Origin of the sequence: Streptomyces sp. NPDC058864, assembly GCF_042742985.1 — a bacterium.
Lineage (GTDB): Bacteria > Actinomycetota > Actinomycetes > Streptomycetales > Streptomycetaceae > Actinacidiphila.
Window position 1 is genome coordinate 106,460 of the sequence record NZ_JBHYMQ010000010.1, and the last position, 16,578, is coordinate 123,037.

Below are 16,578 nucleotides of genomic sequence, written 5' to 3' on the forward strand. Positions count from 1 at the left end.
GCCGGGCCCGGGGCGCGAACCCGTCGGGTCCGCCCGGGCGCGGCAGGACCCCGGCCGCTCCGGGAGGATCCGGGCGGGCCGGGGCCCGTGGCGTCAGCACTCGATGACGTTGACCGCGAGGCCGCCGCGTGCGGTCTCCTTGTACTTGACTTTCATGTCCGCCCCGGTCTCCTTCATGGTCTTGATGACCTTGTCGAGGGAGACGTGGTGCCGGCCGTCCCCGCGCATCGCCATGCGCGCGGCGGTGACGGCCTTGACCGCGGCCATGCCGTTGCGCTCGATGCAGGGGATCTGGACGAGCCCGCCGACGGGGTCGCAGGTGAGGCCGAGGTTGTGCTCCATGCCGATCTCGGCGGCGTTCTCGACCTTCTCCGGGCCGCCGCCGAGGACCTCGGCGAGGCCGCCCGCGGCCATGGAACAGGCGGAGCCGACCTCGCCCTGGCAGCCGACCTCTGCGCCGGAGATGGAGGCGTTCTCCTTGAAGAGCATGCCGATCGCGCCCGCCGCGAGCAGGAAGCGGACGACGCCGTCCTCCTTCTCCGCCTCCGTCGACTGCCCGGCCACGAAGTTGACGTAGTAGTGCAGGACGGCCGGGATGATGCCGGCGGCGCCGTTGGTGGGGGCGGTGACGACGCGGCCGCCCGCGGCGTTCTCCTCGTTGACGGCCATGGCGTAGAGGGTGACCCACTCCATGGCGTGGGCCGCCGTGTTGCCCTCGGCGCGCAGCTGCCGGGCGGTGGCCGAGGCGCGGCGGCGGACCTTGAGGCCGCCGGGGAGGATGCCCTCGCGGGTCAGCCCGGCCTGCACGCAGTCCTGCATGACGCGCCAGATCTCCAGCAGGCCCGTGCGGATCTCCGCCTCGGTGCGCCAGGCCTTCTCGTTCTCCAGCATCAGGCCGGAGATGGACAGCCCGGTCTCCCGGGTGAGCCGCAGCAGCTCGTCGCCGGTGCGGAAGGGGTACTTCAGCGCGGTGTCGTCGAGCTTGATGCGGTCCTCGCCGACCGCGTCCTCGTCGACGACGAAGCCGCCGCCCACCGAGTAGTAGGTCTTCTCCAGCACGGGCGCGCCGGTCCCGTCGTACGCGAAGAGCGTCATGCCGTTGGCGTGGTACGGCAGCGAGCGGCGCCGGTGCAGGATCAGGTCGTCGTCGGCGGAGAACGGGATCTCGTGGGCGCCGAGCAGGCTGATGCGGCGGCCGCTGCGGATCTGCTCGACCCGCTCGTCGGCGGTGTCGACGTCGACCGTGCGGGGGGAGTGCCCCTCCAGTCCCAGCAGCACCGCCTTGGGGGTGCCGTGCCCGTGACCGGTCGCGCCGAGCGAGCCGAACAGCTCGGCGCGCACGGAGCCGACGCCCGCCAGCAGGCCGTCGTTCTTCAGCCGCTGGGCGAACATCCGCGCGGCGCGCATCGGGCCCACCGTGTGGGAGCTGGACGGGCCTATGCCGATCGAGAACAGGTCGAAGACGGAGATGGCCACGGTGCGATGACTCCTCGGGTTCGCGGACCCCGTTGTCCGCGGGCGGCCGGCGGGGTCACCGCCGGAGTGGTACGTGTGCGGCGTGGGTGCGCCGCGCTTGTTCCAGTGTGCGGGACCGTCCTCGCGGTCGGCCCCGCACACCGGGTGACGCTCGCTACTTCAGGCCGGGGTACAGCGGGTGCTTGCCGGCCAGGGCGGTGACCCGGGCGCCGAGCGCCTTGGCGGTCTCCGCGTCGAAGCCCGGCTTGAGGGCCTCGGCGATGACGTCGGCGACCTCGCGGAAGTCCTCCGTGCCGAAGCCGCGGGTGGCCAGCGCCGGGGTGCCGATGCGCAGACCGGAGGTGACCATCGGCGGGCGCGGGTCGTTCGGGACCGCGTTGCGGTTGACCGTGATGCCGATCTCGTGCAGCCGGTCCTCGGCCTGCTGCCCGTCGAGCTCGCTGTCGCGCAGGTCGACCAGGACCAGGTGGACGTCGGTGCCGCCGGACAGCACCGAGACACCGGCCGCGGCCACGTCGTCCTGCGTCAGCCGCTCGGCGAGGATCCTCGCGCCCTCCAGGGTGCGGACCTGGCGGTCCTTGAACTCCTCGCTCGCCGCGACCTTGAAGGCGACCGCCTTCGCCGCGATGACGTGCTCCAGCGGGCCGCCCTGCTGGCCGGGGAAGACCGCCGAGTTGATCTTCTTGGCCAGCTCCGCCTTGCACAGGATGACGCCGCCGCGCGGGCCGCCGAGCGTCTTGTGCGTGGTCGTGGTGACGACGTCCGCGTACGGCACGGGGGAGGGGTGCAGCCCCGCCGCCACCAGACCGGCGAAGTGCGCCATGTCGACCATCAGGTACGCGCCGACCTCGTCGGCGATCCTGCGGAAGGCCGCGAAGTCCAGCTGCCGCGGGTACGCCGACCAGCCGGCGATGATCAGCTTCGGGCGGGACTCCTTGGCCAGGCGCTCGACCTCGGCCATGTCGACCTGCCCGGTCTCCGCGTCCACGTGGTACGCGGCCACGTTGTACAGCTTGCCGGAGAAGTTGATCTTCATGCCGTGGGTCAGGTGCCCGCCGTGGGCGAGGTTCAGACCCAGGATCGTGTCGCCGGGGTTCAGCAGCGCGAACATCGCGGCCGCGTTGGCCTGCGCGCCCGAGTGCGGCTGGACGTTGGCGTGCTCGGCGCCGAAGAGCGCCTTGACCCGGTCGATCGCGAGCTGCTCGACCACGTCGACGTGCTCGCAACCGCCGTAGTAGCGGCGGCCGGGGTACCCCTCGGCGTACTTGTTGGTCAGCACCGAGCCCTGGGCCTGGAGCACCGCGACCGGAGCGAAGTTCTCCGAGGCGATCATCTCGAGGGTGGACTGCTGGCGGTGCAGTTCGGCGTCGACGGCGGCGGCGACGTCGGGGTCGAGCTCGTGCAGTGAGCTGTTGAGAAGCGACATCAGGGGGGTCATCCGTCCGGAGGTCGGAGTGGACAGGGCGGAGCGGTCGGGAGGTCCCGAGCGGTCAGGCGCCGGTGAAGGCGGTGTACTCGTCCGCGGAGAGCAGGTCGCCCGGCTCCTCGGAGATCTTCACCTTGAACAGCCAGCCGCCCTCGAAGGCCGCCGAGTTCACCAGCGAGGGGTCGTTGACGACGTCCTCGTTGACCTCGGTGACCTCACCGGAGACCGGGGCGTACAGGTCGCTGACCGACTTGGTCGACTCCAGTTCACCGCAGGTCTCGCCCGCGGCGACCGTGTCGCCGACCGCCGGGAGCTGGACGTAGACGACGTCGCCGAGGGCGTTCGCCGCGTGCTCGGTGATGCCCACCGAGGACACACCGTCCGCGTCGGCGGCCGAGACCCACTCGTGCTCCTTGCTGTACCGCAGCTGCTGGGGGTTGCTCATGGCGTGAATTCTCCTGGATGACGGTATGTGCTGGTGACGGCTGTCTTGACAGGTGGGACGGCTGTGCCGGATGTGAGCGGGAACTCAGCGCTGCCGCTTGTAGAACGGCAGGGCCACCACCTCGTACGGCTCATGCGTACCGCGGATGTCCACGCCCACACCGGAGGCGCCCGGAACGGCGTGCTCGGCGTCCACGTACGCCATGGCGATCGGCTTGCCCAGGGTCGGGGACGGCGCGCCGGAGGTGACCTCGCCGACCACCTCGCCGCCCGCCACCACGGGGTAGCCCGCCCGGGGGACGCGGCGGCCCTCGGCGACCAGGCCGACCAGCTTGCGCGGCGGCGTGGCCTCGGCCTTGGCGGCGGCCGCGGTCAGCGCCTCGCGGCCCACGAAGTCACCCGGCTTGTCGAACTTCACGACCCGGCCGAGCCCGGCGTCGAAGGGGGTGAGCGCGGTGGTCAGCTCATGCCCGTACAGCGGCATGCCCGCCTCCAGGCGCAGCGTGTCGCGGCAGGACAGGCCGCACGGCACCAGGCCGGCGTCCGCGCCCGCCTCGGTCAGCGCCAGCCACAGCTTCTCCGCGTCGGCCGGGGCGACGAAGAGCTCGAAGCCGTCCTCGCCGGTGTAGCCCGTGCGGGCGATCAGCGCGGGGACCCCGGCCACGGTGCCCGGCAGGCCCGCGTAGTACTTCAGCCCGTCCAGGTCGGCGTCGGTGACCGACTTCAGGATGGCGGGGGAGTTCGGGCCCTGGACGGCGATCAGCGCGTAGGCGTCCCGGTCGTCGCGGACCGCCGCGTCGAAGCCGGCGGCGCGCTCGGCCACCGCGTCGAGGACGACCTGGGCGTTGGAGGCGTTGGCGACGACCATGTACTCCTCGTCGCCGAGGCGGTAGACGATCAGGTCGTCGAGGATGCCGCCGTCGGGCGCGCAGATCATCGTGTAGCGGGCACGGCCCACGGCCAGCGCCGAGATGTGGCCGACCAGCGCGTGGTCCAGCGCCTCGCCCGCGGCCGGACCGGTGACCGTGATCTCGCCCATGTGGGACAGGTCGAAGAGACCGGCCCGGGTCCGCACGGCGGTGTGCTCGTCGCGCTCGCTGGCGTACCGCAGCGGCATGTCCCAGCCCGCGAAGTCGGTCATGGTGGCGCCGAGGGCGCGGTGCAGCGCGTCCAGTGCGGTACGGCGGGGTTCACTCATCGGTCGGGCTCCCAAGGCGAGGAAGAGACAGGTAGGGCGATGACGGGGCAGGCCCTCCCCATCTGTCATCGGAACCTGAGAGGTTCACCTGGACCCTCCGGTCGGAGGAGCCTGGCTTGCACCTTGGGTGGGGCGGCACCCCCGTCGCCGGGAGGGCTCGCCCGCTTTTCAGATGTGCCTCGAACGCGCGGTATCTGTGCCTGAGAGATTCAAGGGAGGACTTGCTCCTTCGGCGTCCCGCCCGCCGCAGCGGTGCGGAAGCTCTCCCGCGCGGCCTCGAACGGCCGATATGAGATTGAGGGCGCCATCATTGCACGGGCGCCCGTCGTTGTCGCGATCGCGTCCCGGATGTCCGGGTCCGGTCCCGATCCGGTAGTAACGACGCCGCTTCTCTGGGTAGGCAAAGACACAGGATTTACCATTTCTTGAACGTCGGACCCGGAGGGCGAACTGTGCGGTGGCAGAGTGCGTATGCGACGGCCGGGGGTCCGGCCGTGTCCCGGCCGGTACCGGCGCGGGCCGGGGAGGCGCGCCGCGCGGGCCGCGCCGTGCGGCCGCGACGGCTGCTCGACCTGCGGCGGGGACGCCGGCCCGTGCGCACCCTGCGCTACCCGCCGGGTGACTTCCTGGTCGTCTCCGGACTGCCCGGCGGCGGCAAGAGCACCCTCATGCGGCGCGCGTCGGGCGGGGCCCGCCTGATCGACTCCCAGGACGTGCGGGAACGCTGGCAGGCCCGGGTTCCGCGGCTGCTGCCGTACGCCCTCTACCGTCCCCTGGTGCGGATCGCGCACTACGCCGGTCTGTGGCGGGCGCTGCGTTCGGGCGACAGCGTCGTCCTGCACGACTGCGGCACCCTGCGCTGGGTGCGCGCCTGGGTCGCCCGCGAGGCGCGGCGCCGGGGGCGGGGCATGCACCTGGTGCTGCTGGACGTTCCCGTGCGGACCGCGCTGGACGGTCAGCGCGAACGCGGCCGCGGGGTCTCGGCGTACGCCATGGCCCGGCACCGCGCCGCCTCCCGCCGCCTGCTGACCGAGGCGGAAGCGGGCCGGCTGCCCGGGGCGTGCGCCTCGGTGGTGCTGCTGGACCGCGAAGCGGCCCGGGAGCTCGAGGCCATCGACTTCGACGGCTGAGCGGCCGGGCCGCGTCGCGTGAGGGGCGGTACCGCTACTGGAGCTGCGGATCCACCTGGGCCTCCGGCGCGAGCTGCGCCTCGGGCGGGAGCTGCTCGCCCTGGTCGTTCAGGGGGAGCGGCAGCGGGAGCGGAAGCGGCAGCGGCAGCGCGCCGGTGAGCAGCTTCGGCACCGCCAGCAGCAGGGCCTGCAGGTCGGCGACGACGGTGGCGACACCGGCCGTCACGCCCGCGAGGTCCTTGGCGACCACCTTGGCCAGCAGGTCCGTGACGTCCTGGACCAGCTTGGTGAGCGCGTTCTTGACGTCGGTGACGGCGTCCGCGGCGCTCTGGTCACCACCCGGTCCGCCGACCTGGTCGATGAGGGCCGGGTCACCCGGCTGGCCGGGATCGCCCGGCTCCAGGCCCGGTTGTGGCGCGCCCGGATCGTAGGCCGACGGGTCGGTGATGCCGGGAGATACCGCACCAGCCTGGTCGAGGACCGAGGCCAGCTGCCGGCTCGACTCCTCCAGACCCTTGCGGAGGTCCTCCAGCTTCGCCGAGTCGGGGCTTTCGACCTGGGCTTCCTGGGTGAGCTTGGCCCCGATGGACAGCGTGTCACCGAGCTTGGCGATGAGTTCGGCGTTACCCGTGTCCGCCGCGCGAGCGGCGAGGTGCTCGACCTCGACGGCCGTGCTCCGGGTGGGGGCCTGGGCACTCGCGACACCGCCGGTGAGGCCCATCGTCAGCGAGGCGCACACGGCCGCCGCTATGAGGGTGGAGTTGATCCTGGTGATGCGCATGTCGAGATATCTCCCGGTTGAGGGTTTTCTCCTTGCTCGTCCTACCTTCGGAGCGGCGGTGACGCTTCGCAACCGGACGATCGCATCGCGTGACGGGCTCGTGTGGCGGGCTTGTGATGCGGGGGTCGCCCGCGCCCGCCGCCGGATAGGGTTTCCACGGAGCGCACGACCACAGGAAATTGCGAGGCGAGACGCAGTGAACATCCCGGGGCAGCGGATACCGGACGGCTTCGCCCCGTCGGGCCACGGTGCCGGCGGCTGGCCCGCCAACGAGCTGGAGGAAGTGCTCTCCGCGGCACTCGGCGATCCGGGTGCCACGGCCCGCGTCCTGGAGGTGCTCGGGCGCTCGCAGTTGTGGATCCCGCTGCCGAACGGCGGCGGCCCCGACAGCACCGACCTCGACCTGCCGACCCTCGAACTCGAAGGCGGCGTCTACGTCCCGGTCTTCAGCTCCGAACAGCAGTTCCTCGCCGCCGGATCCGGCATGAGCTTCGCCGTCGCCCCCGCCCGTGAGTTCGCCCGCGGGCTGCCCCCGCAGCTGGGGATCGCCGTGAACCCCGGAGGCGCGGTGGGCATCCCGCTGCCGCCCGCCGCGGTGATGGAGCTGTGCCGCACCGACCGCGAGCCCGGCACCCCGAGCGGCGCCCGGGTCCGGCTGTGGGAACCCTCGCCGGAAGAGGAGCCGGTGGACTTCCTGGCCGTCGCCGCGGGCGAGTTCGCCGTGACCCCGGTCGTGCTCTCCGCCCGCCGCGCGCTGGCCAGCGTCGAGGGCGACCCGGCCACGCTCTTCGTCGGCGTGGAGCTCGACCGCTGGCAGGAGGAGGACCGGGCCGCCGCCATGGCCGCCATCGGGCGCGCGCTCGGCGCCGTACCACTGCCCTGGCAGGTCAATCTGGTGCTGCTGGACGTCGCGCAGGACCCCATCGGCGACTGGATGCTGGAGCGCGTGCGACCCTTCTATGTCGGCACGGGCGCATAACCTGGGTCCGGCACGGCACCAGAGGCATTCGGCGAAGCAGACGACGCGGACGAGGCAGACGCGGAAGGGCGGGACACGTGAGCGCCGGCGTGGGAGGGGGCGGGGGGCTGGAGCATGCGCTCCGGCAGGTGACGCCCGGTAGGTACGACGCCTACGAGGAAGTGCTGAGGACCCTCGCCGACAGTCAGGTGTGGATGCTGCTCTGGCAGGGCACCCCCGGCGGGGCGGACGCGCAGTACGGCAACATGGAGGTCGCGGGCCACGGCTACGCGCCCTGCGTGACCTCGCCGCAGGAGTTCACCGCCTGCGGCTGGAACCGGGCCCACGAGGTGGTGTCCGGTCGCGAGATCGCGGCCTCGCTCTTCCCCGACCGCTGGGGACTGTGGCTCAACCCGCACGCCCCGGGCGGCGGCGTCGGCATCCCCTGGCTCGACCTGCGGCGCGTGTGCCTCGGGCTCGACCGCTCCCCGGCCGGACCGCTGCGGATCGGCGAGCCCGCGCTCCAGATCCCCCAGTACTACGCCCTGTTGACCCAGCAGGCCCATCGCAATCCGGCCGTCCGCTCGCTGCGGCGCGCCTGGGTCCAGCCCGTGCTCGGCGAGCCGTACCTGGCGATCGGCGTCGACCTCTACGACGCCGGGCCGCAGGCCGCGGAGACGGTGCGCCTGATGATGCAGTCCGCCCTCGGGGCGGTGCCGCAGGGGCTGCCGGTCGCCACGGTCGCGCTCACGGACGAGTACGACCCGGTCGGCATGTGGATGCGGGCCTCGGCGCAGCCCTTCTACTCCCGCGACGCCCACGGCGCACCGGGTGCGCCGGGCGCTCCCGGGGCGACGTACGGCTGGGCCCCGCAGCCCTACTGAGCCTCCGGCGGTTCGCCGCGGTCACGTGCCTGCGTTGTGGGCGGCGTGCGCGCCGTTGCGCCTGCGGCGGGCCTTTCCCGCCCGCCCACCCGTGCGGCATCGCGGGCGTGTCCGGGTGGCCCTTGTCGGCGGTGCCGGCGCGTCGGCGGCGTACCGTCCCATCGCAGGCGGTCACGGGCGGGTGGGCGGGAGACGGCCCGCCGCAGGCGCAACGGACCCGCACCCGCCGACGTACCCGCACCCCCGCCAGGGGCCCCGCAGGGGGCCGCCCGTCAGAGGACCGCGTTGATGAGCCCCAGCGGCGGGCTCCCCAACTCCAGCAGCGCGCCGTGGAACCGCTGCAGCGAGAACTCCGGCCCCCAGGCGCGCCGGGCGCGCTCCCGCAGCCGCATGATCTCCAACTTGCCCCAGGTGTACCGCCCGTAGGCCGCGTCGAAGGTGCCGCGCCGCGCTTCGGAAGCCGCGCCGGCCCGCGCGAGGTGGGCGTCCCGCATGAACCGCTGGGTGGCCTCCTCCAGCGTCATCGCCCCCGTGTGCAGCCCGATCGCGCACGCGAGCCGGGTGACGCGTACGAGCGCCTCCAGGGCCACGCCGATCGCGAAGCGGGGGTCGCGGGCGCGGAAGCCCTCCTCGAGGCAGACCTCCTCGACGTAGTGCGCCCAGCCCTCGCAGAAGGACAGCGAGTGCAGGACACGCCGCACCTGCGTGGGTGCGTGCCGCAATGCCCGTCCGTGGGCGAAATGACCCGGCGCCACCTCGTGGACGGTGATCGCCGGCAGGCTCGTGCGGCTGAAGACCGAGAGCCACTCCTCGCGTTCCTCCTCCGGCCAGTCCGGCTCCGGCGGGGTGACGTGGTACCAGGAGGCGGAGTCGGCCTCCTCCGGCGCGGCCCAGGTCATCATGGCCATGGACCAGCGGCGCGACGGCGGCGCCGGCCCGACGAGGCAGTCGCCGTCGAGCCAGGGCACCAGCCCCCGCTGCCGGGTGAAGTCGATGACCTCGTCGGTGAGCCTGGCGGCCTCGGGGATCACCCCGTCCGCGTCCGGGTGGTCGGCCAGCAGTCGCGGGATGAGTTCGTCCACGCCGGCCTTCGGGTCCAGCCGTCCGCAGGACTCCGTGAGGAGCTCGGTGAGCCGGTCCCGTTCGCGCTCGGCCTCGTCGGCGAGGGCCGCGAGGTCGACGCGCAAACCTTCCTGACTGCCCATCAGCAATGTGAGCGCCTCCCCGCCGAGCCGAGGGTCGGGGTCACCGGTCTCGGCGGCGCGGGCGATGTGGTCGACCAGCCGGGAGTGCGCGGCGAGCGCCGGACCCGCCTCCGGCTCGGCGTCCGGGTCGAGGTCGGCGGCGAGGCCGCGGACCGCCCCGAGGAGTGCCCCGGCGACCGGCGCGCTCACCCGGTCGAGCGACGCGATGGCCGCGTCGACGGCGTCCGGCCACTGCTGGAGATGGCGTCTGCGGGCCTCGGCCAGCTCCTCGCGGGGTGCGTACTCGCGGTCGTAGGCGGTGAGTTCGAGGTTGGACAAATGCGGATAAGGGTCGCGACGGTGCAGTTCCAGCTCGCCGTACTGGACCTTGAGGGTGTCCTCGAAGACCGACAGGTGCCGCTCGTCGTGGGGGTCGGCGAGGGCGGGCTCGCGCAACCGGGCGTGGGCGAGGGAGGACAGTCCGCGGCGGACGCCGTCGGGCGACAGATCCTGCACCTGGCCGTCGTACTCGTGGAGTCCCGCCATCTCCCTGACCACGGGGACCATCAGGTCGCACACCGAGCGAAGCCGATCATTCATGGCATCGACGGTAGCGACTCCCGTTGCATCGCGGCGATCTGTCAACGCGCGTAACACTGCGGTAATAACGGACGAAGGCTCACCACATCACGGTTGCGCATCGCTTCCCTGCGGGGTCTGGCGCGTGATCCACGCCCCATGAAGACTCGCGCTCCAAGACGCCTCATGCGTCGCCTTAACGATTCATCACAAGCCAAACACACAGCCCAGCGCCACCGCACCACCATCAAGAGCTGCGCCCGACATGGTCGGTCCGCTCCGTCGACCCGGGCGGACGGCCAGGCGAAGCCGGCCACCGCCGGCAGGGGGATGCACGAGGAGACATGACAGCACCGCTGCACGACACCGCCGAGACGGCCGTCGCCGACGTCGCCGCCGACATACCCGCGAAGGCGATCGAGGGGCGTTCGCCCGGGCGCATCGCATGGATGCGCCTCAAGCGCGACAAGGTGGCGCTGGCAGGCGGCGTGATCGTCGTCTTCCTCATCCTGGTCGCCATCTTCGCCCCCCTCATCGTCAGCGCCCTCGGTCACCCGCCGAACGACTTCCACGAGAACAAGATCGACCCGCTCTTCGGCACCCCCACCGGCAAGTGGGGCGGCATCAGCGGCGATTACCTCTTCGGCGTGGAACCGGTCAACGGCCGCGACGTCTTCAGCCGCATCGTCTACGGCACGCGGATCTCCCTGCTGGTGGCCTTCCTGTCGGCGGTCGTCGCCGTGGTCCTCGGCACCTTCTTCGGCATCATGGCCGGCTACTTCGGCGGCTGGGTCGACGCCGCCATCGGCCGCGTGATGGACGTCCTCCTGGCCTTCCCCCAGCTGCTCTTCATCATGTCCCTGGTCTCGGTCATGCCGAACTCGCTGCTGGGCTTCAGCGGCACCGGCGTGCGCATGGGCGTCCTGGTGGTCGTGATCGGGTTCTTCGGCTGGCCTTACGTCGGGCGCATCGTGCGCGGCCAGACCCTGAGCCTGAGGGAGCGCGAGTACGTCGACGCGGCCCGCAGTCTCGGTGCCGGCCGCGGTTACATCCTCTTCCGGGAACTGCTGCCCAACCTCGTCGCCCCGATCACCGTCTACGCGACGCTGATGATCCCGACGAACATCCTCACCGAGGCCGCCCTGAGCTTCCTCGGGGTCGGCGTGAAGCCGCCCACCTCGTCGTGGGGACAGATGCTCTTCAAGGCGCTGTCCTTCTACGAGACGGACCCGATCTTCATGCTGATCCCGGGCCTGGCGATCTTCATCACCGTGCTTGCCTTCAACCTCTTCGGTGACGGCGTACGGGATGCGCTGGACCCGAAGGGCTCCCGCTAGCCCTCGCACACCGCCCCTGCCATTCCCGTCAGGTGGCTTCTCACCGAGAAGGACCGCAGGTCCGCGGAAAGTCGCGGACCGCGAATCACGGAGGTTACGAAAAAGTGACATCCCCACGCTCATCGAGGCGCAGGCTGGCCGCAGGGACGGTCGTCGTGGTCGCCGCGCTGCTGTCCACCGCCGCTTGCGGCGGAGGCGGCGGTGGCGGCAAGTCCGACGGCAACGCCAAGGCCCCCGGATTCAACGCCGCCGTCAACAAGGTGGCGAACGCGTCCGACAAGAAGGGCGGCACGCTCAAGTTCATCGGCACGCAGGACGCCGACTCCTGGGACCCGCAGCGTGGCTACTACGGCTTCATGTGGGACTTCGCCCGGTACTACACCCGTCAGCTGGTCTCCTTCACCCCGGAGCCGGGTCTGGCCAGCACCACGCTGAAGCCGGACCTCGCCACCGGTCTGGCGAAGGTCAGCGACGGCGGCAAGACCTACACGTACACCCTGAAGGACGGTCTGAAGTGGGAGGACGGCTCCCCGCTGACCTCCAAGGACATCAAGTACGGCATCGAGCGCATCTGGGCGCAGGACGTCATCTCCGGCGGCCCGATCTACCTGCAGCAGGTGCTCGACCCCAAGGGTGAGTACAAGGGCCCGTACAAGGACACCTCGCCCGACAAGCTCGGCCTGAAGGCCGTCGAGACGCCGGACGACAAGACCATCACCTTCCACCTGGCGACGCCGAACAGCGACTTCGAGCAGATGCTCGCGATGCCGTCCGGCTCCCCGGTCCCCGCGGCGAAGGACACCGGCGCCAAGTACGGCCTCAAGCCGTTCTCCAGCGGCCCGTACAAGTTCCAGTCGTACACGCCGAACAAGTCGATGGTGCTGGTCCGCAACACCAACTGGAGCGCGTCCACCGACGACCTCCGCAAGGCGCTGCCGGACAAGATCACGGTCACCCTGACCACCAACGCCGACGACATGGACAAGCGTCTGATCAACGGCGACTACGACCTGGACCTCAACGCCACCGGCGTCGGCCAGGCCGCGCGCGCCGAGGTGCTCGGCAAGAACAAGGGCAACGCCGACAACCCGGACACCGGCTTCATCCGCTACGCGGTCTTCCCGACCACGGTCAAGCCGATGGACAACATCCACTGCCGCAAGGCGGTCATCCTCGCCGCCGACCACAAGTCGCTGCAGACCGCCCGCGGCGGCCCGCAGGCCGGTGGCGCCATCGCCCCGAACATGCTCCCGCTGGGCATCAAGGGCGCCGACGGCGCCTACGACCCGTACAACGTCCTGAAGGACACCACGGGCAACGTCGCCGAGGCCAAGAAGGAGCTCGCGGCCTGCGGCCAGCCCAACGGCTTCAAGACCACGATCGCGGTCCGCAACAACAAGCCGATCGAGATCGCCACGGCCGAGTCGCTGCAGGAGTCGCTGAAGAAGGTCGGCATCACCACCGAGCTCGACGAGTTCGACGGTGCGCAGACCTCCGGCATCATCGGTGCCCCGAAGACGGTCAAGTCCAAGGGCTACGGCATCATCATCATGGGCTGGGGCGCCGACTTCCCGTCGGGCCAGGGCTTCCTCCAGCCGCTGGTCGACAGCCGGTTCATCCTCGAGAGCGGCAACAACAACTTCGCCGAGATCAAGGACAAGACGATCGACGGCCTGTTCGACCAGGCGCTGACGCAGACCGACCCGAACGCGGCGGCCGAGGTGTACAAGCAGATCAACCAGAAGGTCTCCGAGGGCGCGTACTACCTGCCCTTCACCTTCGAGAAGAACATCATCTGGCGCAGCTCGCGCCTGACCAACGTCTACACGGCCGACGCGTACAACGGCCGCTACGACTACGCCTCGCTGGGCGTGCAGTAACAACCCTCGAATCGATCGAGTGCCACACCCGCTAGGCACGAAGGGCAGGTGATGGCCGCGTGCGGCGGCCCGGGGAACCCCCGGGCCGCCGCCGGGCCGAGCACAGTGCTTGCATACATCATCCGGCGACTGTTCGCTGTCGTCGTCATGCTGCTGGTCATCACATTGGTGACCTTCGGGATCTTCTTCCTGATCCCCAAATGGGTCGGTGTCGACCCCGCCACCTACTTCATCGGGAAGCAGGCGGACCCGGCCTCCCTTGAGGGCATTCGGAAGAAGATGGGGCTCGACGACCCCGTCCTCGTGCAGTTCGGCAAGTTCCTGTGGGGGCTGTTCGCCGGGCGTGACTACGCCAACGGCGCGGACGTCACCCATTGCCCCGCCCCCTGCTTCGGCTACTCCTTCCGCAACGAGCAGGCGATCTGGCCGGTCCTGACCGACCGTCTGCCGGTGACCCTGCAGCTGGCCGCCGGCGCCTGCGTCATCTGGGTCATCGTCGGTGTCGGCACCGGTGTCGTCTCCGCCCTCAAGCGCGGCTCCGCGCTCGACCGCTCCCTGATGACGGTCGCGCTCGCCGGCGTCTCGCTCCCCATCTACTTCACCGGCATGATCGCCCTCGCGGTGGTCGTCTACGGGCTCGGATGGATCGACGGCCAATACGTACCGTTCGGTGATTCGCCCTCGGGCTGGTTCGGCGGCATGCTGCTGCCCTGGGTGACCCTCGCCTTCCTCTACGCGGCCATGTACGCCCGGATGACCCGGGCCACCATGCTCGAGATCATGGGCGAGGACTACATCCGCACCGCGCGCGCCAAGGGCCTGCGCGAGCCGGTCGTCATCGGCAAGCACGCCATGCGCTCGACCATGACCCCGGTGCTGACGATCCTCGGCATGGACCTCGGCGCCCTCGTCGGCGGCGCGATCCTCACCGAGACGACGTTCAGCCTGCCGGGCATCGGCCAGGCGGCGGTGAAGGCGATCTCGGACAAGGACTTCCCCCTGATCCTCGGCGTCACGCTGATCGCGGCCGTCGCCGTGGTGGTGGCGAACCTCCTCGTAGACCTGCTGTACGCCGTCGTCGACCCGCGCGTGAGGCTGTCATGACCGACCTCCCCATCCAGAAGTCCGGTACCGGGGCGGATTCCGCCCCGAACGAGCCGGTGGCCGGGAAGGCGCAGCCCACGTCGTTCCTCGAGGTCCGTGACCTCAAGGTGCACTTCCCGACCGACGACGGCCTGGTGAAGTCGGTCGACGGCCTCTCCTTCCAGCTGGAGAAGGGCAAGACCCTCGGCATCGTCGGCGAGTCCGGCTCCGGCAAGTCCGTCACCTCGCTGGCCATCATGGGTCTGCACCGGGCCGGCCAGTACGGCCGCAGCAAGGCCCGGATGTCCGGCGAGATCTGGCTCGACGGCAAGGAGCTGATCGCAGCCGACCCGGACGAGGTCCGGCGGCTGCGCGGCAAGGACGTCGCGATGATCTTCCAGGACCCGCTGTCGGCGATGCACCCCTACTTCACCGTCGGCGCGCAGATCGTCGAGGCGTACCGGGTGCACCACGACGTGTCCAAGGCGGTGGCCCGCAAGCGCGCGATCGAGATGCTCGACCGCGTCGGCATCCCGCAGCCCGACAAGCGCGTCGACGACTACCCGCACCAGTTCTCCGGCGGCATGCGGCAGCGCGCGATGATCGCCATGGCGCTGTCCAACAACCCCGACCTGCTCATCGCGGACGAGCCGACCACCGCGCTCGACGTGACCGTGCAGGCGCAGATCCTGGACCTGATCCGGGACCTGCAGAAGGAGTTCGGCTCCGCGGTCATCATCATCACCCACGACCTCGGCGTGGTCGCCGAGCTCGCGGACGACATCCTGGTGATGTACGGCGGACGCTGCGTGGAGCGCGGACCGGCCGAGAAGGTCTTCTACGAGCCGCAGCACCCCTACACCTGGGGCCTGCTGGGCTCGATGCCCCGCCTGGACCGCGAGCGCACCGAGCGGCTCAACCCGGTCAAGGGCTCGCCGCCGAGCCTGATCAACGTGCCGTCCGGCTGCGCCTTCCACCCGCGCTGCCCGTACGCGGAGCTCACCGGCGGCGCCAGCACCACCGTCGTTCCGGAACTGCGCGAGGTCGGCAGCCGGCACCACGCCGCCTGCCACCTGAGCGTGGCGGACCGGGAGCGCATCTGGACCGAAGAGATTGCGCCGAAGCTGTGAAAGGCCAGGAGATGACGATCCCCCAGCAGTCGACCGCCGACGGGTCGGATGCGCTGCTCAAGGTGAGCGGCCTGGTCAAGCACTTCCCGATCACCAAGGGCCTGCTGCGCCGCCAGGTCGGCGCGGTCAAGGCCGTCGACGGCATCGACTTCCACGTCAACCCCGGGGAGACCCTCGGTGTGGTCGGCGAGTCCGGGTGCGGCAAGTCCACCATGGGCCGGCTGATCACCCGGCTGCTCGAACCGACCGGCGGGAAGATCGAGTTCGAGGGCCGCGACATCACGCACCTGGGCACCGCGGGCATGCGCCCGCTCCGCCGCGACGTGCAGATGATCTTCCAGGACCCGTACTCCTCCCTCAACCCGCGGCACACCGTCGGCACCATCGTCGGCGCGCCGTTCCGGCTGCAGAAGGTGCAGACGGAGAACGGGGTGAAGAAGGAGGTCCAGAACCTCCTGGAGCTGGTCGGCCTCAACCCCGAGCACTACAACCGCTACCCGCACGAGTTCTCCGGCGGCCAGCGGCAGCGCATCGGCATCGCCCGCGCGCTGGCGCTCAAGCCCAAGCTCGTGGTCGCGGACGAGCCCGTGTCGGCGCTCGACGTCTCCATCCAGGCCCAGGTGGTCAACCTCCTGGACGACCTGCAGAGCGAGCTCGGCCTGACCTACGTGATCATCGCGCACGACCTGTCGGTCATCCGGCACGTGTCGGACCGCATCGCGGTCATGTACCTCGGCAAGATCGTCGAGGTCGCCGACCGCGAGGACCTGTACACCAAGCCGATGCACCCGTACACCAACGCGCTGCTCTCCGCGGTGCCGGTGCCGGACCCCAAGCGGCGCGCCAAGCGCGAGCGGATCCTGCTGACCGGCGACGTCCCGTCGCCGATCTCCCCGCCGTCCGGCTGCCGCTTCCACACCCGCTGCTGGAAGGCGACCGAGGTCTGCAAGACCACGGAGCCCCCGCTGGTCACCCTGGCCACCGGGCACGAGGTCGCCTGCCACCACCCGGAGAACACCGGTGACTCCGGCTCCGCCGGCGGTGCGGCCGGGAAGACCGAAGAAAAGGCGTAACCCCGGCCCCCCGGC

The 16,578-nt window shown here is 71.0% G+C and carries 14 protein-coding genes and 1 riboswitch; of the genes, 8 read left to right on the plus strand and 6 right to left on the minus strand.

Translation table 11 applies throughout. The annotated features are described in order from the left end of the window. Positions 1 to 93: 93 nt before the first annotated feature. The 4 genes from ACFW3D_RS10895 to gcvT form a co-directional block, all read right to left on the minus strand. Entirely contained in the window at positions 94 to 1,476 is a 1,383-nt protein-coding gene (locus ACFW3D_RS10895; protein ID WP_500503674.1) for an L-serine ammonia-lyase, read from the minus strand. A gap of 154 nt (positions 1,477 to 1,630) precedes the next feature. Then, positions 1,631 to 2,902 carry a serine hydroxymethyltransferase gene (gene glyA / locus ACFW3D_RS10900; protein WP_500503677.1) on the minus strand — a complete coding sequence of 424 codons (1,272 nt, stop codon included), beginning with the start codon at positions 2,900 to 2,902 and terminating at the stop codon, positions 1,631 to 1,633. 64 nt (positions 2,903 to 2,966) lie between these two features. Continuing rightward, on the minus strand, positions 2,967 to 3,347 hold the full coding sequence (gcvH, locus tag ACFW3D_RS10905; RefSeq protein ID WP_500503679.1) for a glycine cleavage system protein GcvH: 381 nt from the start codon (positions 3,345 to 3,347) through the stop codon (positions 2,967 to 2,969). A gap of 84 nt (positions 3,348 to 3,431) precedes the next feature. Continuing rightward, positions 3,432 to 4,544, minus strand: coding sequence for a glycine cleavage system aminomethyltransferase GcvT (gene gcvT, locus ACFW3D_RS10910; protein ID WP_500503681.1), 1,113 nt, complete (start codon positions 4,542 to 4,544; stop codon positions 3,432 to 3,434). Positions 4,545 to 4,722: 178 nt separating this feature from the next. After that, positions 4,723 to 4,823, minus strand: a riboswitch (glycine riboswitch). Between the two features lie 173 nt (positions 4,824 to 4,996). Here gcvT and ACFW3D_RS10915 point away from each other — a divergent pair. After that, positions 4,997 to 5,674 carry an AAA family ATPase gene (locus ACFW3D_RS10915; protein WP_500503683.1) on the plus strand — a complete coding sequence of 226 codons (678 nt, stop codon included), beginning with the start codon at positions 4,997 to 4,999 and terminating at the stop codon, positions 5,672 to 5,674. Between the two features lie 34 nt (positions 5,675 to 5,708). Here ACFW3D_RS10915 and ACFW3D_RS10920 read toward each other — a convergent pair whose 3' ends face one another. Beyond that, positions 5,709 to 6,455, minus strand: a complete 747-nt coding sequence (locus ACFW3D_RS10920) for a hypothetical protein (RefSeq protein ID WP_500503685.1) — start codon at positions 6,453 to 6,455, stop codon at positions 5,709 to 5,711. Between the two features lie 196 nt (positions 6,456 to 6,651). Between ACFW3D_RS10920 and ACFW3D_RS10925 the strand changes: the two genes are divergently transcribed. Then, on the plus strand, positions 6,652 to 7,434 hold the full coding sequence (locus tag ACFW3D_RS10925) for an enhanced serine sensitivity protein SseB (RefSeq protein ID WP_500503686.1): 783 nt from the start codon (positions 6,652 to 6,654) through the stop codon (positions 7,432 to 7,434). A 77-nt stretch (positions 7,435 to 7,511) separates the two neighbouring features. Further along, a complete protein-coding gene (locus ACFW3D_RS10930) occupies positions 7,512 to 8,297 on the plus strand; it encodes an enhanced serine sensitivity protein SseB C-terminal domain-containing protein (protein ID WP_500503688.1) in 786 nt (261 codons plus the stop codon). Positions 8,298 to 8,569: 272 nt separating this feature from the next. On the opposite strand, the gene ACFW3D_RS10935 is transcribed toward ACFW3D_RS10930, so the two are convergent. After that, a complete protein-coding gene (locus tag ACFW3D_RS10935) occupies positions 8,570 to 10,081 on the minus strand; it encodes a DUF885 family protein (protein WP_500503690.1) in 1,512 nt (503 codons plus the stop codon). Positions 10,082 to 10,404: 323 nt separating this feature from the next. On the opposite strand from ACFW3D_RS10935, the gene ACFW3D_RS10940 reads away from it, so the two are divergent. The 5 genes from ACFW3D_RS10940 (at position 10,405) to ACFW3D_RS10960 (ending at position 16,563) form a co-directional block, all read left to right on the plus strand. Beyond that, a complete protein-coding gene (locus tag ACFW3D_RS10940) occupies positions 10,405 to 11,397 on the plus strand; it encodes an ABC transporter permease (RefSeq protein ID WP_499514131.1) in 993 nt (330 codons plus the stop codon). Between the two features lie 104 nt (positions 11,398 to 11,501). Then, a complete protein-coding gene (locus tag ACFW3D_RS10945; RefSeq protein ID WP_500503693.1) occupies positions 11,502 to 13,277 on the plus strand; it encodes an ABC transporter substrate-binding protein in 1,776 nt (591 codons plus the stop codon). A gap of 105 nt (positions 13,278 to 13,382) precedes the next feature. Next, the gene (locus ACFW3D_RS10950) at positions 13,383 to 14,381 is read left to right on the plus strand and encodes an ABC transporter permease (protein WP_500503694.1); all 999 of its coding nucleotides are present in this window, start codon (positions 13,383 to 13,385) and stop codon (positions 14,379 to 14,381) included. Beyond that, positions 14,378 to 15,490 carry an ABC transporter ATP-binding protein gene (locus ACFW3D_RS10955; protein ID WP_500503696.1) on the plus strand — a complete coding sequence of 371 codons (1,113 nt, stop codon included), beginning with the start codon at positions 14,378 to 14,380 and terminating at the stop codon, positions 15,488 to 15,490. Before ACFW3D_RS10950 ends, ACFW3D_RS10955 begins: the two co-directional genes overlap by 4 nt. Positions 15,491 to 15,501: 11 nt before the next feature. Further along, a complete protein-coding gene (locus ACFW3D_RS10960; protein ID WP_500503699.1) occupies positions 15,502 to 16,563 on the plus strand; it encodes an ABC transporter ATP-binding protein in 1,062 nt (353 codons plus the stop codon). Positions 16,564 to 16,578: the final 15 nt, after the last annotated feature.